Source organism: Filimonas effusa (assembly GCF_004118675.1).
In the GTDB taxonomy this organism is placed as follows: Bacteria; Bacteroidota; Bacteroidia; order Chitinophagales; family Chitinophagaceae; genus Filimonas; species Filimonas effusa.
On the sequence record NZ_SDHZ01000002.1, the window covers coordinates 1,331,715 to 1,356,498 of the forward strand.

Genomic DNA, 24,784 nt, shown 5'->3' on the forward strand with positions numbered 1-24,784 from the left:
TATACCGCCATATACGAATGAAGGGCAAAAAGAGTTTGCCCCTATGCCCCAAAACATTTACTAATAGAACACAGGCATTGCCGGGAAATGCCATCCGTTATACGTCAATGTTTTTTTGAGCTCACCTGTGGCGGCGTTATAAAAAAGCACCCTATTGATATTACCTGTATAGGCGCCATTAAGTGTAGTGACAATAAGTTCGTCGGCTGCCTTATTATAAGCCACTGCTTTACCATAGCAATACTGGCCTTCGGGTAATGTGATAAAAGGGGTAGTGGCTGAAGCGGTATTTCCCACAACATATTTATAGATCCTGGTAGCGCCGGTGAAGCTTTTGTTTTCGGCGTAGAACACTGCATTTTCCCTGGTTGAGCTGGTTATAGCGGTAGAGCGCCAGGCGCCATAGGGTGAAACAGCGGTGAACGCAAGTTTCACCGTATCGGCGGTGAGGGTTTGGGCGTTGATCTTCAACAAATTATTTCCAGCTATTGCCCAAACACCTGAGCCATCGCCAGAGACAACAGGTCCCATTTGAACGTTTGCAAAAGATTTGACGGTACTGAATGTATTGTTATTCAGGACTACGAGGCCGGTTTTCTGCGAACCGACAAAGAGATACGCGCCCGTTTTAACCATATCGCCGATAGCGCCGGTGATTTCGGTTACTTTGGCGCCAAGAGAAAGCGGGGATAATCCTAAGAGATAGAGGCCATTTGTGGTACCTAACAATCCCTGGTCGTCGTTGAGGCCGAGGAAAGAGACGCCATTGTTGCCCGGCAGGGGTTCAATACGGTTGATTTCCTTCATGGTAGCGGGGTTAACTACTACGAGAGGGCCACCCACTTTTACCACCATGTACATTTTATTATTGAAAATAGTAGCGTATTGGAGGGTGGAGGTAATGGTACCCAATACTTTATCGGGATTTTCGGCCTGATAAATATTAGCCCGGAGAGAGTCGCCCCGGTGGTCGTAGAAGTAAACGGTGCCGGTTTCGTGGCCATACCAGCCTTCATTGATGATAAAGAAGCCGTCCTGATATTTACCGATTTGAGCGGGCGTATCGTCTTTTTGACAGGAGAACAGGAGTACAGGGATTGCGAGCAGGCAGAGCGCCAACCGGCTCCATGAGCGAGACATTGTTTTCATTATATCCATTTTGGTTTAAGACAGGACTGGCAGAAACAATGCTATGGGGCAACTATAACCTGGTGAGGTATAGCGACTACTGTGCTATACTGTCATTACAGCCATTTATACCATAAAATGTGAGAAAGCGTTTATGCTCTTCAATCATTCATGCTTCAATCCCCGGAAGCGTTGAATCCAAGTTGCTAAAGGCAGGTCTTCTGGCTCATTTTCTCTGCCGGGTGACCTTCCCGTGACATGGGTCACAGTGGTATGGAGTACGGCAGTGGTAAAAGTGGATCTTACCTGAAAACTTACAGCTGCGGGACAGCCCCGGATTTACACCGGGTTCCCTTTTAATTCCCGTTGGAAGCGGGAAACCAAAAGCGGCGGCAAATGTAGGGAATTGTTTGAGGAATGTCATAAAACCCGGGAATTGTTAAGGGAAGGGAGGAATGGCGTTAAAAATCCATAAACAGTGGGCAAAATCTTAAAATATTATGAAGAACTGCAATAAATTTACCATTCTGAGCATTAATAGTATGTCGTAATAATTCAATAACCACCCCAACTAAAAAGGAAAGAACTCGATGAAAAAAGTAGTGTTTGCGGTAGCTGTGTGTGTGTGTGCTTTTACATCTATTGCGTTTACAAGTGCCCACCGTGCGAATGACAATGACGGAAAAAAATTCCCCTCCCTATTACCCGACAATGCTAATGCGGTTCCAGCCCGCCGGCTTTCTGATTCCATCTATACCCGTTTAGGTTTAGACAGTAATGGCTTAAGCCGTGAGGCTTTTTTCAAGGCCTATAAGGGTTATCAGTATCTGCTGGAAAAAGGTCAACTGGCGAAACCAGACCTGTTATCAATTGTAGATATGAGCCAGAGCAGTACCAAAAAGCGTTTATACGTTATAGATATCGCTCATTCCAGGGTATTATTCAATACCTATGTATCACATGGCCGTAATTCCGGCGGAGAATATGCTACAAGTTTTTCGAACCTGAACAGTTCACACAAAAGCTCGCTGGGCTTCATGATCACCGCCGAGACCTATACAGGCAAAGCCGGTTACAGCATGCGTTTTGATGGAATGGAAAAAGGCATTAACGACAATGTACGTATGCGTGATATTGTAATGCATGGCAGCACTTATGTAAATGCCAGCCGTTGCGAAAGTGCTATGGGCAGAAGTTATGGCTGCCCTGCAGTTTCTTATTCTGAGCATAAAGATATTATCAATACGATCAAAGGTGGCAGTTGCTTCTTTATCTATCATAATGACAACTGGTATCAGCGCAGCTCCAAGATATTGAATGCCAACTTCATGTGGCCTGCTTTAAAACCTGCTATCGCGCAACAGCCTATAGCCGCCCAGGAGGCATCACCCTTAGCGGACGCTGCCAAGGGATAAGCAAGCTTTTTGATCAGAAAATCATAGTAAAATAGTACGCAATAAACTGGCAGGTAACCCCTGCCAGTAGTCCTATATAGACCTCTGCAGCAGCGTGTTCGCTCAGCGCCAGCCTGGCTGTACAAATAAGGCCGGTAGCCACTACAGCAACAGAAATATCTGCGCCCAAGTGCATGCCGTAAGTAAAACAGGTAAGGATAACGAAAGCCATTGCGCCTGCCGCCCCCATAGCGTGCATACTGATCTTCAGGAAGTTATTAACGACCAAACCGGCTACTGTTGTTAAGAAGATACCCAGATAGAAGCATTTGATCACTATTGGCTGATCGGTGAAATTGCGGCTGAGATACCACATCCACCAGTAAAAGAACATTGTGATCATATATGGCACGATCCTGTCTTTAGGCGTACGCAGCATAATGCTATTGATGAATTTAAGTCGCCATAGCAGCAATACGGCAAATGCGGGGAAGAAGGCTGTCATCCAGAAGACGCTAAAGATCCTGTAACGCACTGCGACGGGGGAAATGCCTGCAAATTCGTAGGGAAAGCGAAAAAGCAGCCATAAAAAAACGAAAGTAGGTATAAACAGCGGGTGGAAAAGATAGGACACCAGTTTTGCCAGTAATTTAACCGGCATGGGCTGCGTTGTAACAGTTTGATTATCAGACATTATATTCAATTGGGCCGGATACAACCGGAATATACTTTAGGGAAAACAGCCGCGTAGAGGCCGTTTTCCTGTTTTATAATTCTTTTCGCAAACGCGCTACGGGAATATTGAGCTGTTCCCGGTATTTGGCAACGGTACGACGTGCAATATTATATCCTTTTTCCTGAAGGAGCTCAGTAAGCCTTTCGTCGCTGAGTGGTTTACGTTTGTCTTCGCCTTCGATGAGATCGCTGAGTATTTTCTTGACTTCGCGGGTACTCACTTCTTCACCACTTTCGGTGCTAAGCGATTCGCTGAAGAAGAATTTAAGGCGATAGGTTCCGAATTCAGTTTGAACGAATTTGCTGTTTGCCACGCGGCTCACGGTAGAGATATCGAGCCCTGTAACCTCTGCTATATCTTTGAGGATCATTGGTTTAAGGTTAGTTTCATCGCCTGTGAGGAAGAATTCGCGCTGGTATTCCATAATTGCGTTCATGGTACTGAGCAGGGTATGTTGCCGCTGCTTGATCATATCGATGAACCATTTGGCCGAGTCGATCTTCTGTTTGATGAACATGACCGCTTCTTTCTGGCGTTTATCTTTTTTAGCCCCTTTGTCGTATTCACGGAGCATATCGCGATAACCTTCGCTGATGCGGAGGTCTGGAGCGTTTTTGGCATTGAGGGAGAGTTCGAGTTTGCCGCCGGAGTTAAGGATAAAGAAATCGGGCACCACGTAACTCTCCGCCTTATTGATCTCACCGAGGTTTCCGCCTGGTTTGGGATTGAGCTTAATGATGGCATTGATGACATCGCGAAGCTGGTCGTCGTTAAGGTTGAGGCCTCTCTGGATTTTTTCGTAGTGTTTTTTTGTGAACTCTTCGAAGTATTTATCGAGCACCTGGATGGCGAGGCTCACCTCTTTTCCGCCGGCAAGCTGTCTTTTCAGTTGTAACAGGAGGCATTCCTGGAGATTGCGGGCGCAAATACCGGGGGGATCGAACTGCTGGATCTTGTGGATCACGGCTTCTATCTCTTCTTCGGAGGCATCGACATTCTGGCGGAAAGCAAGGTCGTCGACCATGGAAGAGAGTTCGCGGCGGAGGTAGCCATCGTCGTCGAGGCTGCCTACTACCTGTTCTGCTATTTTGTAGTTTTTTTCGTCGAGGGAGAGGAGGCCAAGCTGATCGACCAGGATGTCGTGAAAACTGCTTTCAATTTTAAAAGGCAGTGTTTTTTTGTCGTCGGCATCGGGGTAATTGTCGTCGCGGAGTTTATAGTCGGCAACGTCATCGTCGCTATCGGAGACATAATCGCTGATATCTATATTTTCGTATTCGTCTTCGGAGCCATCCATTTCGTACTCCTCTTCCTGGGTATCGAACTCTTCGGCTTCATCGTAGTCATCTCTTTCTTCGTCGGTAACCTCGAGCGCAGGGTTTTCTTCGAGTTCCTCTTTAATACGTTCTTCCAGGTTGGCCGTGGGGACCTGTAGCAACTTCATTAACTGAATCTGCTGAGGAGAGAGCTTTTGTAAGAGTTTCTGTTGTAATGATTGGCTTAATGACATGCTGTTATTAGTTCTTCTAAGATTAACAGGTTCCTTGAGATACTGATTTTTCGGGGTAAATTTACGTACTTCAAACCAATCGAATGCCTAAAATTCTCTTAATATTGTTCATTTTTCTTTTTTCGGCATCTTTCTTGTTCGGCCAAAAAATCACATACAGGTTATCTAAAGACAGTATTTTACCCATTTTTCGTTTACCTGTCACCTATTCGCTGCCAGAACGGGGGAATCCGGGGTTACCGGCCAATTTTTACAGTAGTCATCTGGGGTTTTTCTGCCACAAAGAGCTTCAATTGGAGAAAGCTTCGGGCATACCATTACGAATAAGGTTAGGGTCGTTGTCTTATGTTAACAAGTTAGAGGGGAAAAGGTTCTAAAAAAATGAGGTGATACAAAGTTCAGACTTTTGTATCACCTCAGTGTTATTTTAACCTCGTTTATAACGGCTTTAAAACCCGTTGAAAGCGGCTTTTATTCAACTTTTTTAGTTGGAGAGCTGTGCAAGGGGAGCAAACTTCACATCAATACTATCTGCACCGGTAGAAGAGGGGATTCCAGCAAGAAGCACTGCATAAACCTGATTGCTTTTAATATCCTCTTTCTTTTTCGAAGCCACTATATTGCTGCCGTTGGTAATGGATACTATGACATTGCCTGCAGGCAATTCTTTAAAATCGGATATGGCGCCGAATCCAACGTTGGCATCCGTAATAGCGGGATTACCTTCGGGGGTTATAGTGACAGTAAGTTTTGAAGAATCGGGGATCGTATTAAAATAGCGAATAAAGATATTACCATTGGAAGTTGGCAACTCATCATATTTATCTTCTACTACCAGGTTGCGATAGTTACCATTTGCACCTGCCACCACTACTGAATAATATTTTCCCAATTCAAAATTCGTGGTTGTTTGCGCCATTGTGCTACCTGTTGTAGCGCTATAAGAACGAACTATGCGCTGACCTGTTGCCACTGCCTGATAGCCCCCTGTATAGTTTGCATAACCCAGTGCTGAACTCAGGAATTCGCTGCCTGATAAGGAGATGCCGATTCCATAATTCTGATCCGTTGCAACGTTAAAGGCAATTAATCCGGCAATGGGCGTATTTTCTGCGTCGACAGATTTGGAGCAAGAGGAGAGCGCCAGTGATGCGGCTACAACCGTTCCCATAATTAACATAGTCCTTTTGAGACCTAACGTTAAGTTAGTTTGCATTACTTACAATTTAAAGATTCTCTAATCGGCATTCCTGTGCCATGTTCTAAACGGAATAATGATGCCAATTTGCATAAATCGTTGCCTGCGGTTTGCCACATTAACATATTCTTAAAACAACCTGACCAGGCAGCAAAGCTGCATCCCGGATCATTTATTGTTTGCAGGCGGTTATTAGTCGTTGGACAGCAATTTGATGCCTGATTGTGTAAAGCTGATCTTTTGTTGTTTGTATAAGGCGCCGGTTGTCATTTTAAATGTTTTTTTACTCATGCCGAAGAAGTCGTAGATCTCCTGGGGATCGGATTTGTCGTGATAAGGCAGGTATCCGTCATTTTCACGCAGCAGGCGCAGTATTTTCCCGGTTTCGTCTTCTACTTTATCGTACCCTGGTTTTCCAAGGCCTACGTCGATCTTATTATCTTCTCTTATTTTCTTAATAAAGCCGTCGAGCGTATCGCCTATTTCAAGTTCTTTAAAGACTTCATTGAAGTAAAGTAATCCTGTATGGATACCGTTGATAATGACAACATAGCCCAGTTCTGATCTGCGGTAGACCAGGAGTTTTACCTGTTGTTTTTCGGCAACAGTAAGGTGTTCATTATCAAGGAGGCGTTCAATTCTTTCTGTAGCTGCGACGCGTCCGGTTTGTTCGTCGACATACAGTTTCACAAGATAACCTGCACCTACGCGCATGAAACTCTGTTGTTGTGATTTTGGCACGAAGAGGTCTTTCATAAGGCCCCAGTCGAGGAAAGCGCCTTGCGGTGTGACGGCCACGACCTGCATGAAGGCGATATCTCCAACTACTGCATTCGGCTTCTGGGTAGTAGCAATAAGGCGGTTATCGGAATCGTGGTAGATAAAAACGTCGAGTTCGTCGCCATTTTTTATGTTACGGGGGACAAAACGTTTTGGCAAGAGGATACCTCCTTCGCCATCGTCCATAAAAGCACCTATTTCTACCTGGCGTAACACTTTCAACCTATTGATCTTACCGACCTCAACCATTGTCGTTTAGTTTATTTCAAAGCAAAGGTACAAGTAACGGACCATGTTTCGGGATTAAGCCGGCACCTGTTCGAGCCATTGGCGAAAAGCAAGGAATACAAAATGCGCCATCCAGTTATCGGTTTCTACGACAAGGTTATAGAGATCTTCGATGTCCTTTTCATTAAAGTTTTTTCCATTCCAGTAGAAATGGTAGCTGTTTACGAACGATTCAACGGCTTTGTGCAGTGGCTCGTTGCCCTGGAATCCTTTATTATCAAGCATTTCGCGCCAAAGGGTCAGACAGGCTGGTTCCGGACCTGCTTTCAGTTTTTCGACGGTTAGACTGACCTCTTCCGCCGAAAGGGGCTGATGACTGAAAAATGGCATGATAAGCGTAAGAATTTCTTTTGATACATCGTTAAACTGTCCCTGCCTTGCTGAGCGGGTGATAAAGTCGTGGCCTCCTTCCGGAGCCTGCTGTTTCAGGTATTGAAGTATTTTAAGATCAGTTTCCTGCATTTGCTGATGAAGCCTTTCGATTTCACTTCTCAGATCTTCGACAACGGCAGGCGCTTCTGAAACATCATACTTCTGCCCATCGAAGTCGAAGCTCTTTACATCGATTTTTCCATGGGCAATAGCTTCAACAATCATCATATCGCGTTCATTGGCACGCAGCAGGGTTGGCAGGTTTTGATTCGTTTCATTGACGATATCATTCCATGCCAACGGAAAGACCGGCAATCCGGCCAGTTGTTTTACAACTTCCTGCCCTGGGTAGCGTGCTGAAAACCATGTTCTATATTTCAACGGCAAACTAATTGCTTCGCGGTCTTTAATGAAGTTGTGCTCAAATTCTTCCTTATCGTAGAATGAGAGTGTTTCTGTAACACCCGAGTGTGCGTACATATGCCGCGTCATATTTAATTGCACCTGCTCCGGATCGTTAAAGAAACCCCATGCAGGATCAGCAACCGGTGCAACATTCCAGTTCAACTGGTGAAGCCGTCCGGTACGTTCTTCCGTTGTTGGATGGCTGGCCCATTGATCCTGGTAGTTCACCCGTGAGGGAAGTTCAGCATTAAGAGAAAATCCTTTTCCAATAAGGTTCAAGACCACCCGCTGATCGGCAAACAGGTTGGCAGTGGCTTTATTATCCGACAAGGAGTCTGTAGCCCTGGTCATTGCTTCTTCGTAACAAGAGTGGGCTATCAATATCTTATCCAGGGCGCTTACCAGGTTATTACCTCCGGCAACAGAAGCGGCGATAGCATCGGCATGGAATTCCATTTCGCGGCTAAGTCCCATATATGCTTTATTTACAGGCGCATACATTTTCCTTAGGATCCATTGTATGCCTTCTGCTATTTTAGCTACAGCTACGGTAAACAACTGAAAGATGCCATGAAGGTTACCCCAACTATTGAGAAATCCTCCATATCCTTTGTTTTCGAACAACATATTGTAGATGATGTTGTTCACGTAATAGATGTAGCTACCGAGCCTTAGGCTACGCTGGCTGAAGTGGCCGAATTCGTGCGCCATTATTGCTTTAAATTCCCCAGCGTTCAGCACATTTACCAGCCCCACTCCTATTTCCAGGTTTTTGCGTACCGGGAAAAACATACTCCAGAAGCTAACTTTATATGATACAGAGGCATTCACTATGGGGATGAGGAAGATCTTTTTGGGGAAAGGCGTTTGCGTTTCAACAGTAAGCTTTCTTATAAACTCAAAAAGGATGGGATGTTGCGCCTCTGTAATTTCTATGCTACCATTGTCTTCCTGCTTATGAGCGGCGAAGAGAAACTTAACCAGGAAAAAAACAATAGCGAGTCCGAATGCCATAAGGCCAATACCGAACAAATAAACCCATAACCCTCTAAGGTTAGCCATGAGCGCAATACCACCATAGATACAGCCAATAGCCAATGCTACCGCAGCAATTACCAGTAACAGATAAACAACAAAAAAAAGAATGATCTGCACCACAACCTTACTGACCTCTTTTTTAAAAGCTGCAGATGGAGTTAATAACTGTATGTCAACAGCCACAGGTGCCGGCGGATAAAGCGTATTCATAGTTTAAAGATGAGGGTTGAAAAAGCGCGGCAATATAGGAAAAAACTAATAATGGCTTTCATACCAGGAGAGGCGTTGCTTCACAGTTTTTAGTTCATGTTGTAATTCATTGAGCTTATGCAGCAAGTGCGTAACTGCCTCAATGCCTTCGGAATTGATATCAAGTTCATTATGCAGTCGCACCATCATTTCCAGTTCTTTAAGCTGCGCTATATTCAGTAGCTGGTTATTGTCGACGACGGTGATTTCAATAAGTCCGGCATCATGCAGGCCAGAGATGAACGTGTAAGAGATGTGGTGACAATCACAGAAGTCGCCCAGATTTACGAATTCATTTAATTCCATGGCAATACGTTTTATGAGTTCGCTAATTTCCTGAACAGGTCTTTTTGTGCTTCGGTCAGGCCTGTCGGGATCTTTACATGGTAAGTGATATAAAGGTCACCGAAGGCACCTTCCTGTTTATATATGGGAAATCCTTTTCCTTTAAGCCTGATTTTTGTACCGGTTTGCGTTTCGGGCGGCACTTTCAATTTCAGCTTTCCACCGGGCGTATCTATTATCCATTCACCGCCAAGCACGGCGGTATAGAGCGGCAGTTCAACGGTAGTATAGAGGTCGTTACCCACCCTGTTAAAGCCGGTATTGTTCTTAATGATGAAGGTAATATAGAGATCGCCTGCCGGGCCGCCGTTTTTACCGGGGCCGCCATGGCCTTTGAGCCTTATGACCTGTCCGTCTTCAACCCCTGCCGGGATAGTTATGCGGATATTTTTTTCATTGACAGTGATCACCTGTTTATGCGTCGTATATACATCGTTAAGGTTGAGTTGCAGCTGCGCGTTAAAATCCTGTCCGCGGAATTGCGCCGATTTCGCTGAGCGGCCTGCAGATCGTGCACCGCCGAACATTTGTTCGAAGAAGTCGGAGAATCCCTCCCCTCCTCCGAAGTCGAAGCCTTCGAAGCCTCCTCCTGCGGCGCCCTGGTTATAATAGGTTCCTGTTCCGCCCTGCTGCCGTGCCTGTTCAAACTGGTCGGCCTGCTTCCAGTTTTCGCCATACTGGTCGTATTTCTTTCTTTTTTCGGGGTCGCTGAGCACTTCATTCGCTTCATTGATCTGCTGAAAAGTTCTTTGTGCCACAGCATCATTGGGATTGAGATCGGGATGGTATTTCCTGGCAAGTTTGCGGTATGCTTTTTTGATATCATCGGCCGATGCATTTTTATCGATCCCAAGTATCTTATAATAATCAATAAACTCAGCCATATGTGTTCTTATAGTTATGCTACTAATTTACAAAAAATACGCCGTAGATACTACCTTTGGCAACGTCAAACATATCCTATTGTTTAATTGCTACATCATGAAATATTTTTTCTTCCTTGTTCTTTTCTGTACCTCCACCGTTTTTGCGGCGAAGGTTGATACTATCCAGGTTTTCAGTGCCACGATGCAAAAGAATGTGCCTTGTGTAGTGGTAAAGCCCGATCAAAAGAAGGGTAAAAAAGAGCGTTATCCTGTTGTGTACCTGTTACATGGTTATAGCGGGAACTATCGTTCGTGGGTAAAAGATTTCCCGTCGGTTACAACTGATGCAGACAAGTACGGAATTATAGTGGTATGTCCTGACGGCGGCTTCAGCAGCTGGTATCTTGACAGTCCGCTGGACAGCAGCTATCGTTATGAGACATTTATGATTAAAGAGTTATTGCCTTATATAGATGCGAACTATCCGACCATTGCCGACCGTGCACACCGTGGTATATCGGGATTGAGCATGGGCGGACACGGGGCATTTTATTTAACCTTAAGACATAAGGATCTTTTTGGTGTTGTAAACAGTACCAGCGGCGGCGTTGACATCAGGCCATTTCCCAACAACTGGGATTTAAAGAAAAGATTAGGAGAAATAGCATCTTATCCTCAAAACTGGGAGGCAAATACAGTTATCAATCTTGCAGACAGTTTAAAGAAAGATGAGTTAAAGATTGCATTTGACTGTGGAGTTTCCGACTTTTTTTTACAAGTAAACCGCGACTTACATAAGAAATTATTGGATAATAAAATAGCGCATGATTATACCGAGCGTCCCGGCGGGCATAATGGCGCCTACTGGCGTACAGCCATTTTGTATCACATGCTATTCTTTCATAATTTCTTTACAGATCCCACGTTATAATACTTACAAGCGTTACTGTTCATTGCTTAAGATTTGCTAAGAAAACTTAATTATGGCTTAACCTACTTTACTGTATAAAATATTATGCGTCTCTTTGAGGATTGAATTTTTAGTTTTAATCCTCTACCTAATGAATGATGTGCATGAGACGTTCCGGCTACAGGCTGTACAGAGGTTTTACGAGTTAAGTGGTAATATATCGGCGGAGCTTCAGCAACTGGCTGAGCTGGCCGCCCAGATCTGTAATACGCCGATGGCGTTATTGAGCATGATACACCGGGACAAGCAGTATTTCCTGGGGAAGGTTGGCGTAGTTATATCGGAAACGGACAGGTCTATTTCCTTTTGCACGCATACTATAGAGCAGAATGATCTGCTGATCATTCCGGACACATTGGAAGACGAACGTTTTGTGCATCACTTGCAGGTAAGAGGGTTTCCGTATCTACGTTTTTATGCGGGAGCCACTCTTACCACTGAAGATGGTTTTAATGTAGGCAGCATTTGTGTATTAGACAAGCAGCCGCGCACGCTTGATGAAAAGCAATGTAACGCCCTACGTGCACTATCGGCCCAGGCCACCCGGTTAATGGAATTAAACATCACATTGCAGTATACTTCAAGGCTGCTCGACAACCAGGAAAGCACCGCACTGAAGCTACGTTCTATCCTTGACAGCTCAAATGTGCATCATATATTGCTTGGTAGGAATTACGAAATACTGGCATATAATAAAGCAGCATTCCGGTTCATTAAAAAAGCAACAGGCAAGGGATATATACCCGGAGATAACATACTCGCCTACTCTACCCCCGCTACAGAAGAAATATTCAAGAACTGTTACCAACGGGCTTTAAAGGGAGAGCATATACATGCTGAACGCAAGGTGAGTTACTACGACATATCGCCTTCGTGGTGGGAAATAAGCTATAGCCCTGCGCGGGATGCTGAAGGGAATATTATTGGCGTTGCCTTCAATGCATCGAATATAGATGACCGCAAGAAAGTTGAAGAGCAAATAACGCTGCAAAATACAACACTCAGGAATATAGCCCAGTTACAATCGCACCAGGCCCGGGGCCCGTTATCGTCGATCATTGGCCTGGTTCAGATCATCAAAGAAGAAGAATACAAGCACGACGAAACGTTGATTGGCCTGTTAGACAAAGCGGTTCAGCAGCTGGATGACAGCATCAGGGAGATCGTAAACAAGACGTCGAGTTTGTAATAGTTTTAATTTGAAATAATGAAACCTTGCTGCGCCTGGTAGGTTATTAATTGTTGCATGGCAGCTTCGGCTTCAGCGTCATTAAGATAAGTTCTTATCTGCATCTGGCCTTTTGTGCCTGTTTTTCCAAAACGCATACTGATACGGTTACCGGCACGTGTAATATTCCAAAACTTATCGCCGGCAGCTGACACAAGCTCAGCAGCATTTCCGGACGTTGCGGCAGATGACGGGGCTGCCCCCTCTGTACCGGCAGTTTTTTCCAAGCCAGCTTTAGTTTCCGGCATTTTGTTCTCCAGCGCCAGGAGCACCGTTTGCAGGACCTCTTCCTTATTTTCAAGCCAGTCTTTAGTATAAACGTTTATCACCTGCCAGCCGAAATTCTGCAAAATGGCAGGCCGCAGATAGTACTGTTCTATAACATCCTTATTAAGATAATGCAAGTCATCGTCGACCAGGATGCCGAGGTTGTAGGCCGTATCATTTTTATCGCGCTTTATCGCCAAAGCGCATTTAAAGCTACTTTGCCCTATCGCCTCTCCTACGACAAAACCACGTGCTTCCAGTTCTGCCTTTAGTTGTGTGGCAGTAGCTGTAAATGCGGGGGTATTGGCCATTGCGGCGCGGCCGCTATTTATAACCAGTCCGTCGAGGATATTTCCTGCCTGCTGCATATTTCCTTCGCTCACCATTTCGGCATAATGAAGAAACCGTTTCAGGTAAGAAGCACCTTCATTGTAGTCATTTGTGATGTGCTGGTGTTTGATGCTGCTTATTACGGCCATATGTTTACGCGCCCGGCTAAAGATCACGTTCAATCTTTTCTCACCTCCTTTACGGTTTACCGGTCCAAAGTTCATGAGCATTTTTCCCTGCCGATCATGGCCATAACAAACACTCATAATAATAATATCCCTTTCATCACCCTGCACGTTTTCAAGGTTTTTCACAAAGAGACCTGTAAACTGACCATCTTCTTTTCTATTCCAGGCTTTTTCGAGTAAAGTATCGAAGTTTTTATCGAGATCGGCGAGAGATTCCAGTTCTTCCTTGATCACGGATTGCTGTTCCTGGCTAAAGGCAACAATGCCTATGCTATCGCTGGTTTTCGACAGCAGCAGTTCTCTTATGATAACTGCTATATACCTGGCTTCATCGCGGTTACTTCTTTTTTCATACACACTTTGGGGCAGGTAGTGAAAGCTCATACTATTGTTCAACAGGCGGCCTGCATTTGCGGCGCCCTGTTGCGGCTGCAGTACTTCGATAGCGGGATTGTTGCTGTTATACAGGTTGCGATCCGGAACAGTAAGCAGGTTTGCATTATAGAAAGCATGGTTAGAATAACTGATCAATGTTTCGTAGCGGCTGCGATAGTGCCATTTCAACATCGCATTGTGCAGTTTACGTGTACCCTGAACAAGCAGGCTATCGGCTTCTATGCTAATGATCTCTTCTTCGGTTTCACCATCGAACAGTTCAAGATCATTGGGGTCTTCGACCTTCGCATTGAAGAACTGGCTGGGTGGCATTTGTTTATCGTCGCCTACGATAATGGTTTGCGGCGCACGGAAAAGAGCGGGCACCCCTTCTTCGAGCGGGATCTGGCTGGCTTCATCGAAAATGACTACGTCGAAGAAGCCGGCGTCCAGGGGAAGGCTATCGCTGACGCTGAGAGGGCTCATAAGCCAAACAGGTTTCAGATCTTTCAGCACCCTGCCGCTTTCATTAGATGCGAGGGTACGGATGCTTTTATACTGTTTGGTTTTTGCCATTTCATGTTCAAGCACTTTTCTGCCTTCGGCATATTCTTTTTTGAAGGCTTTTTGCTCAGCGTCCAGCTTAGAGGCGGTGGTATTACTAAGCTGATAGTTGTTTAAGAAGTCCTGGCGCCGCACTGCTCTGATATAATCGCTGTTAAGCTGAAGCAGCTTGTTATAGCCGGATTCCAGTTCACGTACTGTATCTTTAAGGCTCCAGTGGTTTGTATCGGCAAACACGGGGTTCCTGCTTAACAACAGCTGCAGTGTTTTATTGGCCAGGGCGGCTTCGGTTTGCTGAGGCGTTAGCGGAATCTTGCGGATGAGTTCCTGGAGGTCGGCCGGCAATGCCGCCAGCTTTTTAAGGGCGGGCATTAGTTCGCGCAATACATCGGCATTACTCTGAATGGTAGCCAGCTCGTCGCGTAACTGGTTCAGCGATTTGCTTTCATAATTATACAGGCATTGTTTCAATTGCATTTCAAGCTGGTGCAGCATGTTGTTGAGCATACTCAGCTGATGGACCAGTTCATTTGCTTCGGGGTGCTGAAGCAGGAAGTTTATGGCGGGGTCGTTTTTTTTACGGCGGAGCACATCGATGCCGATATAAACTGTATTCAGGTTTTCGACGCCGTATTCCTGTTGTACAGCCTGCAGGTAATTGTTGAGCTGTTCGAGGGCTTTATATTCTTCCTGTAACTGTTGCAGCACGGATGTAAAAGAAGGCGGGATATGATGTGCAGAGAAACTATACGCCTGTTTCAATTGTTTCTTAAGATGGCGCCAGCTACCGCTAAAGAAATTCCAGAAGCTGTTTTCATGTTTTCCTGCAATGTAGAGGGCTTGTTCAGTTTCCTGCTTACTGAATTTGTAGCGCCAGTTGGTATTTATTTTCAGGGCGGCTTCATATTGTTTACGCAGTACCTGTTGCTGCTTGTGAGCCTGCTCAAACGCAGCAGCTTCGGGGGTATCGGGGTTTACTATCTGTAAGTTGCGGTTGCGGGCGACAGGCGCCATCACCGCCGCATCTTTCAGGAGGTTAGATAATGCAGCAAAGCTGTCGTAAAACAATGGCGGCACCTGGTAATGGTGCATGATCTGCGACAACTGTTCAATAATATTGAAAGAATGCGCCGAAAGGTTTTCCAGCAAGGAGAAAGGGTTTTCGGCTGTTATCACTGTATTTGCCAGGTTACTGCAGGGATGACCGGCTAATTCGGGGCCTGCGCCGGAGCGTTCCAAGGCTTCGCTAAGCTGGCTGATAGCCTGGCCAAACTGCTGCCACTCGTTATACACCGGCAATGGCATACCGGGATCGAGGTCTGGTATGTGCGGTTGCAGTTTCAGTGCTTTTTCAAGCAAAGCGCGCATTGAAATACCTGCCTCGGGCAAAAGCGTTGTCTGCTGTTCATGATATGCCTGCAGCAACTGCAGCTGATCGTTAAACCGTTCGAGGGTAGCTTTCCTATCCAATGCTATCATGTGCAGATCCATTGGATGCTGAAGAAAGTTGTCGTATACCGTTTTCAGGTCTTTTATAAATTCTTTTTTATCGCCCTGGCTGTCGTGAATATAACAGCAGAGTTCGGCGAGGCGGGTTTGTTGAAGACGATGAAAGACCACATCGAGCGCCGCTCTTTTTTCGCAGACGAAGAGAATGTTCTTTCCCTGGGCGAGGAAATCGGCTATGAGGTTGGTAATCGTCTGGCTTTTGCCTGTTCCCGGAGGCCCTTGTATCACGTAGCTATGGCCTGAGCGGCTATAAAGCACAGCATTGGTTTGGGTAGGATCTGCCGCCACCACATGGTACCATTGCGCCGGTGATAAAGTTATGTTTACGGCAGGCTGTTGCCTGGGTTCGCTGCCAAACAGTTCGTCGAATACCGGGTGGGCCATGTTTTGTTCTGCGACCTTTGCATAATCGCTTACCAGGCTCATTTTCTTATAATTGAAATTGCCGAGTACCAGGTTGCAGCTATCAACATCCCAGCTATAAGGGTTGATAGCAGGTTCGGGAAGGTTTGCGAGTTCTGCCGGAAGTTCGGGCAGCGGCAACTGTTTTTCCTTCAAGGCAGCATACTGACCCGGCAAGGCGGCGCTTTGTTTTATCCGTTGCCGTTTAGCATATTGCCTGATAGTTTGAAGTGCCATGGCATGCGCCCCGGGGGCCTGGGGCTTATCGCGGAAGGTAAGGATCACGCCCTGTGCAAGTGTATCTATTTTGGCTTTAAGACCCTGGAAGAAGGTTTCGAGACTCATTTCTTCGAGATCTATGCTTTCCGGCAGTTCCAGTCCGTACAAATCTTTCAGGAAATGGGCCAGTACTGGATTAACGATAGCATTGTTATCGGTTATTTCCAGAGTGAAGCGTTGTTCCTTAAGCGCCTTGCTGCGTTTAAGTTTAACCGGCAACAGCAGCAGCGGGCTTTGAATGCGTTCTTTAGGATCCTCTTTAAAGTTATTCCAATGGAGGAATGCTATCACGAGCCTGAGCTGGCTGAAGCCGTATTCTTTTTCATCGGATTCTGCTTCGAGGCGGATGTTATTCAACTGAGCATCGAGATAGAGATGATCTTCGAAGCAGAGATATTTATTGAGAGAGAGGTCTTTTAAGCCTGTAACGTGTGCCGCTATCGTATTATTCCAGTAAAACAGCGTTTCCGTCTTGATAAGAGCAGCTTGTTTTACAGCCGGCACGCTACCAATGGTTAGATTAATAAAGCGGCTGTTTGGCTTATAAAACAGCAGCCTGTTACGCCGGGAGGTATCGAAGAGCCTGTTACGCAGTTTACCGAGAATGAAGGCTTTCCGGTGGGCCGGTTGTTTTACCTGGAGCAGTGCTTCACCGGCGAGATCTTCCTGTTTTTGCGGGTCGTAGTCGCGGTAAAACCGGAGGCGCTGAATACAATCGGCCAGGTCGCGGCAACGTTCTGCACGATCAAGCTCTGTCATTTCCGCGGCAAGTGCGGCGAGCGCCGGATGAATTCTTTCGTTAAGGCCGGCCGGCTGGTTACGAAAGGCTATAAAACGTTCCAGTTCCGTCATATGATACAGGTTCAATCCCATCATAACGGAAGCCATGATCTGGCCCAGGCAGAAGATATCAGACAGGGCATCGTGCCTGCCTGCATTAATTTCTGCCGACTGGTAGGCCGGGAGGTACTGGAGGGGTGTGGGTATAGCTTTAGCATTCGCTGCAACCGGTGGCGAAGGCGGATGAGAACAATTATCCGCTATATACAGTTGATTATCGAGCACCCTGAGGTTACTGGCAGTGTGCTCAAAAGCAGCAACCTGTCCGGCCTGATGAAAAAGCAAGACTTTTTCGAACAGCGGAAGAACAAATGCAACTACTTCGTCGTTTGCCCAGCTGCCATTTTTAAAGGCAGCCGGAAGATATTGTTGAAAGGAAATATCCGGCATAACAAGTGAGGGCCTGTTGGTGAGGCAGGCAAAAAACGCAGGAATGATGTGTTTCCAGCTTAACTGGCTGCAAACACATCTCTTCTTGTAGGAATAACGGTTTTCTCATCATCGCTCAAAAACACCCAGAAGTCACCCAATTTAAAGATGTCACCCGGTTGCTTTTTACCGTTCTCCTCGCTGGTTCTTTCGTAGCTGCCAATGAATTCGCCTTCATACCGCAACTGCACCAGTTTTTGTTCCAGTGTCAACTCCTTAAATTGCTCAATAGTCATATCCCTGAATTAAGAATTATAACGCGAAAATAGAATAATCGGCCGCAATTTAAACAGGTTTGACAGAGTAGTATATAAAAACGGGAATTTTTATTGGGGGAAGTTTTCCGGCAAATGATTTGTGAGTAGCTGTTACAATTTGGTGTACGTTTGAAAAATGAATCAAGCTATGATCCGGTCTATTGACGCCATTCGTTTAACGAGGTCTTTTTTACTGGAGCAGATCCGTGGGCTTTCTACGGAACAGCTTAATATTATCCCAACGGGTTTTAACAACAATATTATCTGGAACCTGGGTCACCTGGTTGCCGCACAGCAATTGATCTGCTATTTCAGGCCCGGCCTTCCGCTGGCGGTAGAGGACGATTTTTTCGGAGCTTACAAAACGGGGTCAAAACCTAGCGGTTTCGTTGGTCCGGAAGAGGTATCGTTGATCAAAGAGTTGTTATTTTCTACACTGGACCAACTAGAGAGGGATCTGAGCGCGCATTTATTCACCTCATTTACGCCATGGACCACCCGTTACAATGTAGAGGTGCGTTCCATAGAAGATGCGATCCATTTCTTACCTTATCACGAAGGTTTACATGCCGGCGTTATTTCGAGCATGAAAAGGCTGATAGCAGCAGGCAAGGTTTAAACCAGCTCATTCCTGCAGGAATGCCTAAAAGTATAACTGCCCCGTTTAAGGAGCAGTTATACCAAATGTTGCATAAACCTGTTTACTGTTTAGCCAGATGTTCTTCGATCGCTTTACCGATAGCCATGCTAAGAAGCGTAGGGCGTTCGGAATCGTTATGTACCCAAAGAATACCGTCATCTTCATCCAGTGATCTTATTTCCTGATCAGGCAGAAATGAATAAGGAGGCATACCTGCAATAACAGGTTTTGCAGCGATTACGTGAAAGGAATGCACCTTGTAAAAAGATGCCGGTTCTGAGTGATGCAGCTTAACGATAGCCTTTACGGGGATCTTCCTGTCGGAGTCTACCAACGGGAAGTCGAAGGTGATCATAAAAGGGTTTTCCATAGTATCTATTTTAAGGTTATCAGGACATAGTTGATAATTCAAAACGCAAGCCATATATATAAGAAACTGGTTATCAACGCAAAAAGATTAATTGTAAGGTTCCCGATAAAAAAGAGGGAAAAAATGCATTAAACAGGCAAAAAAGTGCCTTGCAGCGGGCGGGATGCCAGAGTAGATTTGTGCCATCAAAAATCTTTACACTATAAAAAACTACAAGATGAGCATTGATCAAACCAAAGGAATTACCCCAATCGATCCATCTACGGATCCTGCTATTGAAAGTCGTACAAAAGCATTTTTAAACGCGTTAAACAGTGGTGGCGGCAAACCTATCGAGGAACTAAGCCCTTCTGATGCAAGAGGTGTATTAACCGGCGCCCAGCGTTCTGTAGCCGTAGACTTGTCGGGAATAAGTATCGAAGAGAAGACCATTGTTCAAAGCGGGGTGGAGGTGTTACTATATATTGTAAAACCTTCGGAGGCAGCAGGAGAGCTGCCTGGTTTTATTTTCGTACATGGCGGCGGCTGGGTACTCGGCGATTTTGAAACCCACCAGCGCCTGGTGCGCGACCTGGTGGTACATTCCGGTGCAGCTGCTGTATTTGTTGAATACAGCCGTTCGCCAGAGGCGCGGTATCCTGTAGCTATCAATGAAATATACGCGGCATTGGAATGGGTTGCTGCGCATGGTAAGGAGGTGGGGATAGACAGCAGCCGTCTGGCGGTTGCCGGTAACAGCGTGGGAGGCAATATGGCAGCAGTACTGGCATTGATGGCGAAAGATAAAAACGGACCTGCGCTGAAAGTACAGATATTATTGTGGCCTGTTACCGATGCCAATTTTGATACAGATTCTTATCACCAGTATGCGACCGGACGTTTTCTTACCAGAAATATGATGCAATGGTTCTGGGATGCCTACATTCCCGATGCGGGTGCGCGCAACGATGTTTATGCCTCGCCATTGCAGGCTTCTACCAGCCGTTTACAAGGGTTACCACCGGCGTTGGTTCAGGTAGCTGAAAATGATGTGTTACGCGATGAAGGCGAGGCATATGCACGAAAACTGGACGAAGCCGGTGTGCCTGTGACCCTGGTGCGTTACCAGGGGATGATACATGATTTCGGGCTATTAAATCCTTTACATGATGTACCTGGCGTACGCTCTCATGTATTACAGGCGGGTGCAGAACTGAAAAAATATCTTTTTAGCTAAAAGCATTGATTTGCAGCCCGTAAGTTACTGTTTACGGGCTTTTTTTTAAACTGGCACAGTTTTCATAGTTGGTTTAGCGGAGACAAATATTGTGAGCATTTAAAACAAGAACTATGAAAAAGGTATTGTGCATATTATGTTTCGGGGCGGTATTCACGGCCTGTAAGAACAACAATTCGACAGATTCAATAGGTGCGGCCAAGCAGGCCACCATCGACTCTATCAACACTATCAATACTGTAAAGCAGCAGACGCTTGATTCTGTGAATACGGCTAAAGCAAAAGAAGCAGAACGGAGGGCATCGCAAGCAAGCAGGTCAACTGCCTCCAGCCCGAGCGCAGCGAGTGGAAGTTCTACTACCACAACTACCGAACCTAAGAAAAAAGGCTGGAGCAATACTGCCAAGGGTGCAGTGATAGGCGCCGGTACCGGCGCTGTTGCCGGTGGTATTATAGGCAAAGATGCTAAAGGAGCTGTTATAGGCGGCTTAATAGGTGCGGGTACGGGTGCTGCAACCGGTGCTATCATAGACAGCAAAAAGAAAAAGAAAGATTAGAGATCATTGTTCCTTTTTTGGGCGCAATATGAGCCTGAGCGTTGGGTCGTTGGTAATAAAACTCCAGAACCAGTTCAGCGCCAGTTTACCCTTGTTACGGAATCCTGCAATTGGGATGAGATGGATGAAGATCCAAACTACCCATGCCGGATATCCTTTAAAGAAAATATTCCGTGGTAAGTCAACAACGGCTTTGTATTTAGAGATGATGGCCATACTGCCTTTATCTTTAAATACAAAGGGTTGTGGCTTTTTTCCTTCTGCCAGGCGGGCCAGGTGCGCCGCCATAAACTTACCCTGCTGAATGGCTGGTTGCGCCAGTTGCGGATAACCATTGGGATAGGCCGGGTCGGTAGTTGTTACCGACTGATCGCCGATTGCAAAAATGTTTTCCGTATTCAGTACCTGGCAAAATTCGTTTACTTTAATACGATTGTGTTTATTGATCATATCTGGATCAAGGCCGGGTGCATTGCGGGCGATCACACCTGTAGCCCAGATAAGCGCAGGCGTTTCAATGCCTGATCCATCTGCAAAAATTACTTTCTGTTCATTCGTATAGTCTTTTACACGCGCGTTGAACTTGACCTTAACACCCAGGCGTGTGAGCACTTTTTCTGCTTCCTGCTGGGATTTGGTGCTCATAGGCCCCAGCAGTTCACTTCCGGATGTTACCAGGTAAATATGTCCTCTGCCGTCGCCAAGTTCAGGGTAATCTTTTTTAAGAATATTTCTTGACATTTCTGCGATCATACCGGACACCTCCACACCTGTAGCTCCGCCACCGGCCACCACTATCGTCAGCAATCTTTCTCTTTCGGCGGGGTCTGCAGACCGTACTGCTTTTTCGGCATTCAGGAGAATCCTGTTACGCAGGAGCAGCGCGTCGTCGATGGTTTTCATGGGAAAGGCATTACGGGTAAGCGTTTCCATTCCAAAGTAATTGGTTTCGGTTCCCATTGCCAGTACCAGGTAATCGTAAGAAAGGGTTCCTGTATCGGTGTCGACTGTATTTTCGTGCCTGTTGATCTTCAACAGGGTTCCCATATGAAACCGCAGGTTGGGTTTATGCTGAAACATGCGGCGAAAAGGATAGCTTATATTGGAAGGTTCGATAAATGAGGTAGCGACCTGGTATAAGAGCGGGGGAAAGAAGTGATAATTATTCTTATCTACCAGGACAACATTGATGCTTTTGTTATGCGCGAGACTTTTGGCCAGGTTGATGCCTGCAAAGCCCCCTCCTACTATAATCACCTTCATCTATTAAATTTATGGAGAAAACGGAAGATAATAACCGTTTAACCTAAGGATAGTGTATTATTCCGGGAGATGGCTCATCTTTGTTGCTTCCGGAACAAACTGCCCGGAGCACCGTTTATGCAGAGCCAAGCGCAGGAGATTATCCCTCTTAGTACGTACCAGAAGTTTGTCATATTTATACTTGCCATCACCCAATTTTCAGTTATCCTTGATTTCATGGTGATGTCTCCCCTGGGAGACCTGCTGATGAAGTCGATGGATCTTACTCCCAAACAATTTGGGATAGCGGTATCGGCGTACGCCTTCAGTGCAGGGATCTCGGGGCTGTTGACAGCTGGTTTTGCGGATAAGTTTGACCGCAAGAAATTATTGTTGTTTTTCTATACAGGATTTGTAATCGCCACGTTCTTCTGCGGGCTGGCGCATACTTATCCGCTGCTGGTGACGGCAAGGATCATCACCGGGCTGTTCGGCGGTGTTATAGGCTCTATTTCCATGGCCATTATTACTGATCTTTTCGAAATAAAGCAGCGAGGCCGTGTTTTAGGTTTTGTGCAAATGGGATTTGGCGCGAGCCAGGTACTGGGTATTCCTATTAGCCTGTATATCGCCAATAAGTGGGGATGGCAGTCGCCATTCCTGATGGTAGCGGGCCTGGGGGCGCTTATCGTTACAGCCATTATACTGCGTATGCAGCCTGTAACAGCTCATCTGGCGGTGCAACACGACCGTAATGCAGTGGATCATTTGCTTCATACCCTTAAACGCAGGAAGTACCGCATCGGATTTTCGGCAACAGCCTTACTGGCGATAGGTGGTTTTATGATGATGCCTTTCAGCAGTGCTTTTGCTATCAACAATCTTCATGTTACAGAAAAGCAGCTTCCTTTTTTGTTTATGGTGTCGGGCATCTGTTCTCTTATCATCATGCCAATGATAGGCAGGCTGAGTGATAAGATCGACAAATTCGTTCTTTTCGCTATTGCTTCAGGCTGGTCGATAATAATGGTATTTATTTATACGAATCTTGGCGTAAGTCCGTTCTGGGAAGTGGTTTTATTAAATGTATTAATGATGATGGGTATCATGAGCCGGATCATTCCTTCCACTGCACTGGTAACAGCATTACCGGAGATGCAGGACCGGGGCGCCTTTATGAGCATCAATGCTTCGCTGCAACAAATTGCCGGCGGCGCTGCTGCTGCTGTTGGCGGCATGATAGTGGTACAGGCACATAAGCAAAGCCCGCTCGAGCATTACAATACGTTGGGTTACGTGATGATTACTATAACAGCAATTTGCGTATTCATGCTGTACCGGGTAAAGTTGCTGACGAAGAAAAAGGATTGAGACATCATTTTTGTGCGAACAACAGACTTATAATACGGCTTATCCGGGTTCACCGAAGTTACAGTTATAAGCTCACCCAACCCTCCTGGTTGTTGTAACGGATATACCGGAAAGAGCCATAGGTGCCCATCACATCAACCGTTTCGCCGGTTTTAATCTCTGATTTTATAGCTGCCGAAGCATCCGGCGCATCGTGAAGGAAGGCCGTTGCTTTTACCTGCTGCCGTTGCCAGGTACGGGTAGAAACGAATTTACTTTCAACAAAGCCTTCTTTATTTCCGGGTAACGCTACTTTGTAAAATCCTCCTGTAGCAGCAAGCAGCTGCATGATACTGTTAGGGGGCAGTTTTTCTATGGCAGTGCTATTTTTAGTGGGAGCTGTTGTTATAACAGCAGCGGAAAGGCTGCGCACATTCTGTTGAAGGATACCTGTATCGGCAGCGACGGCAAGCGGCGACGGCCGGTTCTTATTAATAAAGGGTAAAGGATCTATGGCACCTCCACCACTATAAATGCCGAAGTGAAGATGTGAAGGTGTATTGCGCGCATTGCCGGTATTTCCCATAAAACCAATGGTATCGCCAACTGCAACCTCCTGGCCTTCCCGGACCAATTGTTCGTCGAGATGGGCGTAGTATAACAGGTAGGTCTTTCCCTGCGGTCTGAGGAAAATGACCTTACCACCAAGGTTATTTTCCCTTGTGCTGGTAATAACCCCGTTGGCTGCGGCGAGCAATGGGGTTCTGAATTTACTGAAGATATCTATGCCTTCGTGGCTGCGGCGGCCACCGTCGCGGTTATCGCCCCAAAAGCTGCCAATGCGTGATGCCGCTCCGGATACGGGAAAAGCCAGGGAAGGAGCAGTAGTAATAGAAATGGTATATCCAACGCTATTAAGTAATTCGGGCTGAAGACGTAAGAGCAGGTTTCCGTCCTGCTCCACTTCGTAACGGATAACAATGCCAGAGGAGTCGGCTGCTGATAGCAAGGAAGGTTTGCTGTTTTGCGAAGCAGCAGGTTTCCAGAGATCGGCAAAGAGCTTCACACGGCCTTCCGGTTTCGCTTGTACGAGGATGTTAAGCTGGTCGCCGCGGCGCGCAGCGAATACGTAACCTGCAGCATCGGGCTTGTGGGCGGCAAAATAGCCCGTTTCTTTATAAGGCAGGGATACCGACAAAGGACGATTCAAGGCCTTATCTGCAGCCGTAAACCAAAGGCTGCCGAGTGTGCTGGTGGAGAGGCCCGCCTGCGTAATACGGTCGGCATACTTTTCATGTTCCGTTTTCTTCGCAAAGAGACCTCTTTGCGATGTAGTACAGGCCGGCAGCGCCAATATAATACAAAGACAGCAGGCGAGCATGTTACCGGTATATTTAGCGCAATACATAGGTTTCGTTTATCTGATTGTAATACAATTGTTAAGCCAAGGCGGCATATGAAT

20 protein-coding genes and 1 riboswitch are annotated in these 24,784 nt (G+C 46.1%); of the genes, 7 read left to right on the forward strand and 13 right to left on the reverse strand.

Annotated features, from left to right (window positions below):
* Positions 1-60: 60 nt before the first annotated feature.
* Positions 61-1,149 (reverse strand): DUF5074 domain-containing protein, encoded by a 1,089-nt coding sequence (locus ESB13_RS16595; protein ID WP_164974246.1) that lies wholly within the window; start codon positions 1,147-1,149, stop codon positions 61-63.
* Between the two features lie 173 nt (positions 1,150-1,322).
* Positions 1,323-1,528, reverse strand: a riboswitch (cobalamin riboswitch).
* A 190-nt stretch (positions 1,529-1,718) separates the two neighbouring features.
* On the opposite strand from ESB13_RS16595, the gene ESB13_RS16600 reads away from it, so the two are divergent.
* A complete protein-coding gene (locus ESB13_RS16600) occupies positions 1,719-2,543 on the forward strand; it encodes a murein L,D-transpeptidase catalytic domain family protein (RefSeq protein ID WP_129004748.1) in 825 nt (274 codons plus the stop codon).
* 13 nt (positions 2,544-2,556) lie between these two features.
* Here ESB13_RS16600 and ESB13_RS16605 read toward each other — a convergent pair whose 3' ends face one another.
* From ESB13_RS16605 to ESB13_RS16635, 7 genes are all read right to left on the reverse strand, one after another.
* The gene (locus ESB13_RS16605; RefSeq protein ID WP_129004749.1) at positions 2,557-3,216 is read right to left on the reverse strand and encodes a hypothetical protein; all 660 of its coding nucleotides are present in this window, start codon (positions 3,214-3,216) and stop codon (positions 2,557-2,559) included.
* A 73-nt stretch (positions 3,217-3,289) separates the two neighbouring features.
* Positions 3,290-4,768: an RNA polymerase factor sigma-54 gene (gene rpoN / locus ESB13_RS16610; protein ID WP_129004750.1), complete on the reverse strand. Its 1,479-nt coding sequence runs from the start codon at positions 4,766-4,768 to the stop codon at positions 3,290-3,292.
* Between the two features lie 484 nt (positions 4,769-5,252).
* Positions 5,253-5,984 carry a DUF4397 domain-containing protein gene (locus ESB13_RS16615; RefSeq protein WP_129004751.1) on the reverse strand — a complete coding sequence of 244 codons (732 nt, stop codon included), beginning with the start codon at positions 5,982-5,984 and terminating at the stop codon, positions 5,253-5,255.
* A gap of 174 nt (positions 5,985-6,158) precedes the next feature.
* Positions 6,159-6,995, reverse strand: a complete 837-nt coding sequence (locus ESB13_RS16620) for a CvfB family protein (protein ID WP_129004752.1) — start codon at positions 6,993-6,995, stop codon at positions 6,159-6,161.
* Between the two features lie 54 nt (positions 6,996-7,049).
* Entirely contained in the window at positions 7,050-9,059 is a 2,010-nt protein-coding gene (locus ESB13_RS16625) for a M48 family metallopeptidase (protein WP_129004753.1), read from the reverse strand.
* Between the two features lie 45 nt (positions 9,060-9,104).
* Positions 9,105-9,404 carry a chaperone modulator CbpM gene (locus ESB13_RS16630; protein WP_129004754.1) on the reverse strand — a complete coding sequence of 100 codons (300 nt, stop codon included), beginning with the start codon at positions 9,402-9,404 and terminating at the stop codon, positions 9,105-9,107.
* Positions 9,405-9,415: 11 nt separating this feature from the next.
* Positions 9,416-10,327 (reverse strand): DnaJ C-terminal domain-containing protein, encoded by a 912-nt coding sequence (locus ESB13_RS16635; protein WP_129004755.1) that lies wholly within the window; start codon positions 10,325-10,327, stop codon positions 9,416-9,418.
* A gap of 97 nt (positions 10,328-10,424) precedes the next feature.
* Here ESB13_RS16635 and ESB13_RS16640 point away from each other — a divergent pair, with 97 nt between their 5' ends.
* Both ESB13_RS16640 and ESB13_RS16645 read left to right on the forward strand, forming a co-directional pair.
* Positions 10,425-11,240 (forward strand): alpha/beta hydrolase, encoded by an 816-nt coding sequence (locus ESB13_RS16640; RefSeq protein WP_129004756.1) that lies wholly within the window; start codon positions 10,425-10,427, stop codon positions 11,238-11,240.
* Positions 11,241-11,370: 130 nt separating this feature from the next.
* Positions 11,371-12,468 carry a GAF domain-containing protein gene (locus ESB13_RS16645; protein ID WP_129004757.1) on the forward strand — a complete coding sequence of 366 codons (1,098 nt, stop codon included), beginning with the start codon at positions 11,371-11,373 and terminating at the stop codon, positions 12,466-12,468.
* Positions 12,469-12,473: 5 nt separating this feature from the next.
* On the opposite strand, the gene ESB13_RS16650 is transcribed toward ESB13_RS16645, so the two are convergent.
* A complete protein-coding gene (locus tag ESB13_RS16650; RefSeq protein WP_129004758.1) occupies positions 12,474-17,651 on the reverse strand; it encodes an AAA domain-containing protein in 5,178 nt (1,725 codons plus the stop codon).
* Between the two features lie 59 nt (positions 17,652-17,710).
* Complete coding sequence (locus tag ESB13_RS16655) at positions 17,711-17,926, reverse strand: hypothetical protein (protein WP_129004759.1); 216 nt, start codon at positions 17,924-17,926, stop codon at positions 17,711-17,713.
* Between the two features lie 169 nt (positions 17,927-18,095).
* Here ESB13_RS16655 and ESB13_RS16660 point away from each other — a divergent pair, with 169 nt between their 5' ends.
* Positions 18,096-18,566 (forward strand): DinB family protein, encoded by a 471-nt coding sequence (locus tag ESB13_RS16660; RefSeq protein ID WP_129004760.1) that lies wholly within the window; start codon positions 18,096-18,098, stop codon positions 18,564-18,566.
* 82 nt (positions 18,567-18,648) lie between these two features.
* On the opposite strand, the gene ESB13_RS16665 is transcribed toward ESB13_RS16660, so the two are convergent.
* On the reverse strand, positions 18,649-18,957 hold the full coding sequence (locus ESB13_RS16665; protein WP_129004761.1) for a hypothetical protein: 309 nt from the start codon (positions 18,955-18,957) through the stop codon (positions 18,649-18,651).
* A 217-nt stretch (positions 18,958-19,174) separates the two neighbouring features.
* On the opposite strand from ESB13_RS16665, the gene ESB13_RS16670 reads away from it, so the two are divergent.
* Together ESB13_RS16670 and ESB13_RS16675 are read left to right on the forward strand one after the other, a co-directional pair.
* A complete protein-coding gene (locus tag ESB13_RS16670) occupies positions 19,175-20,173 on the forward strand; it encodes an alpha/beta hydrolase (protein ID WP_129004762.1) in 999 nt (332 codons plus the stop codon).
* Between the two features lie 113 nt (positions 20,174-20,286).
* On the forward strand, positions 20,287-20,730 hold the full coding sequence (locus ESB13_RS16675; RefSeq protein WP_129004763.1) for a YMGG-like glycine zipper-containing protein: 444 nt from the start codon (positions 20,287-20,289) through the stop codon (positions 20,728-20,730).
* A 3-nt stretch (positions 20,731-20,733) separates the two neighbouring features.
* On the opposite strand, the gene ESB13_RS16680 is transcribed toward ESB13_RS16675, so the two are convergent.
* On the reverse strand, positions 20,734-21,993 hold the full coding sequence (locus ESB13_RS16680) for an NAD(P)/FAD-dependent oxidoreductase (protein WP_129004764.1): 1,260 nt from the start codon (positions 21,991-21,993) through the stop codon (positions 20,734-20,736).
* A 117-nt stretch (positions 21,994-22,110) separates the two neighbouring features.
* On the opposite strand from ESB13_RS16680, the gene ESB13_RS16685 reads away from it, so the two are divergent.
* Positions 22,111-23,343, forward strand: coding sequence for an MFS transporter (locus tag ESB13_RS16685; RefSeq protein ID WP_129004765.1), 1,233 nt, complete (start codon positions 22,111-22,113; stop codon positions 23,341-23,343).
* A 64-nt stretch (positions 23,344-23,407) separates the two neighbouring features.
* Here the strand turns inward: ESB13_RS16685 and ESB13_RS16690 are convergent, their stop codons facing one another.
* The gene (locus ESB13_RS16690) at positions 23,408-24,730 is read right to left on the reverse strand and encodes a M23 family metallopeptidase (protein WP_129004766.1); all 1,323 of its coding nucleotides are present in this window, start codon (positions 24,728-24,730) and stop codon (positions 23,408-23,410) included.
* Positions 24,731-24,784 lie beyond the last annotated feature (54 nt).

Coding starts and splice junctions, on each gene's coding strand:
- ESB13_RS16595 (WP_164974246.1), bottom strand. CDS start 1,149: ATGAAAACAATGTCTCGCTCATGGAGCCGGTTGGCGCTCTGCCTGCTC.
- ESB13_RS16600 (WP_129004748.1), top strand. CDS start 1,719: ATGAAAAAAGTAGTGTTTGCGGTAGCTGTGTGTGTGTGTGCTTTTACA.
- ESB13_RS16605 (WP_129004749.1), bottom strand. CDS start 3,216: ATGTCTGATAATCAAACTGTTACAACGCAGCCCATGCCGGTTAAATTA.
- rpoN (WP_129004750.1), bottom strand. CDS start 4,768: ATGTCATTAAGCCAATCATTACAACAGAAACTCTTACAAAAGCTCTCT.
- ESB13_RS16615 (WP_129004751.1), bottom strand. CDS start 5,984: ATGCAAACTAACTTAACGTTAGGTCTCAAAAGGACTATGTTAATTATG.
- ESB13_RS16620 (WP_129004752.1), bottom strand. CDS start 6,995: ATGGTTGAGGTCGGTAAGATCAATAGGTTGAAAGTGTTACGCCAGGTA.
- ESB13_RS16625 (WP_129004753.1), bottom strand. CDS start 9,059: ATGAATACGCTTTATCCGCCGGCACCTGTGGCTGTTGACATACAGTTA.
- ESB13_RS16630 (WP_129004754.1), bottom strand. CDS start 9,404: ATGGAATTAAATGAATTCGTAAATCTGGGCGACTTCTGTGATTGTCAC.
- ESB13_RS16635 (WP_129004755.1), bottom strand. CDS start 10,327: ATGGCTGAGTTTATTGATTATTATAAGATACTTGGGATCGATAAAAAT.
- ESB13_RS16640 (WP_129004756.1), top strand. CDS start 10,425: ATGAAATATTTTTTCTTCCTTGTTCTTTTCTGTACCTCCACCGTTTTT.
- ESB13_RS16645 (WP_129004757.1), top strand. CDS start 11,371: ATGAATGATGTGCATGAGACGTTCCGGCTACAGGCTGTACAGAGGTTT.
- ESB13_RS16650 (WP_129004758.1), bottom strand. CDS start 17,651: ATGCCGGATATTTCCTTTCAACAATATCTTCCGGCTGCCTTTAAAAAT.
- ESB13_RS16655 (WP_129004759.1), bottom strand. CDS start 17,926: ATGACTATTGAGCAATTTAAGGAGTTGACACTGGAACAAAAACTGGTG.
- ESB13_RS16660 (WP_129004760.1), top strand. CDS start 18,096: ATGATCCGGTCTATTGACGCCATTCGTTTAACGAGGTCTTTTTTACTG.
- ESB13_RS16665 (WP_129004761.1), bottom strand. CDS start 18,957: ATGGAAAACCCTTTTATGATCACCTTCGACTTCCCGTTGGTAGACTCC.
- ESB13_RS16670 (WP_129004762.1), top strand. CDS start 19,175: ATGAGCATTGATCAAACCAAAGGAATTACCCCAATCGATCCATCTACG.
- ESB13_RS16675 (WP_129004763.1), top strand. CDS start 20,287: ATGAAAAAGGTATTGTGCATATTATGTTTCGGGGCGGTATTCACGGCC.
- ESB13_RS16680 (WP_129004764.1), bottom strand. CDS start 21,993: ATGAAGGTGATTATAGTAGGAGGGGGCTTTGCAGGCATCAACCTGGCC.
- ESB13_RS16685 (WP_129004765.1), top strand. CDS start 22,111: ATGCAGAGCCAAGCGCAGGAGATTATCCCTCTTAGTACGTACCAGAAG.
- ESB13_RS16690 (WP_129004766.1), bottom strand. CDS start 24,730: ATGTATTGCGCTAAATATACCGGTAACATGCTCGCCTGCTGTCTTTGT.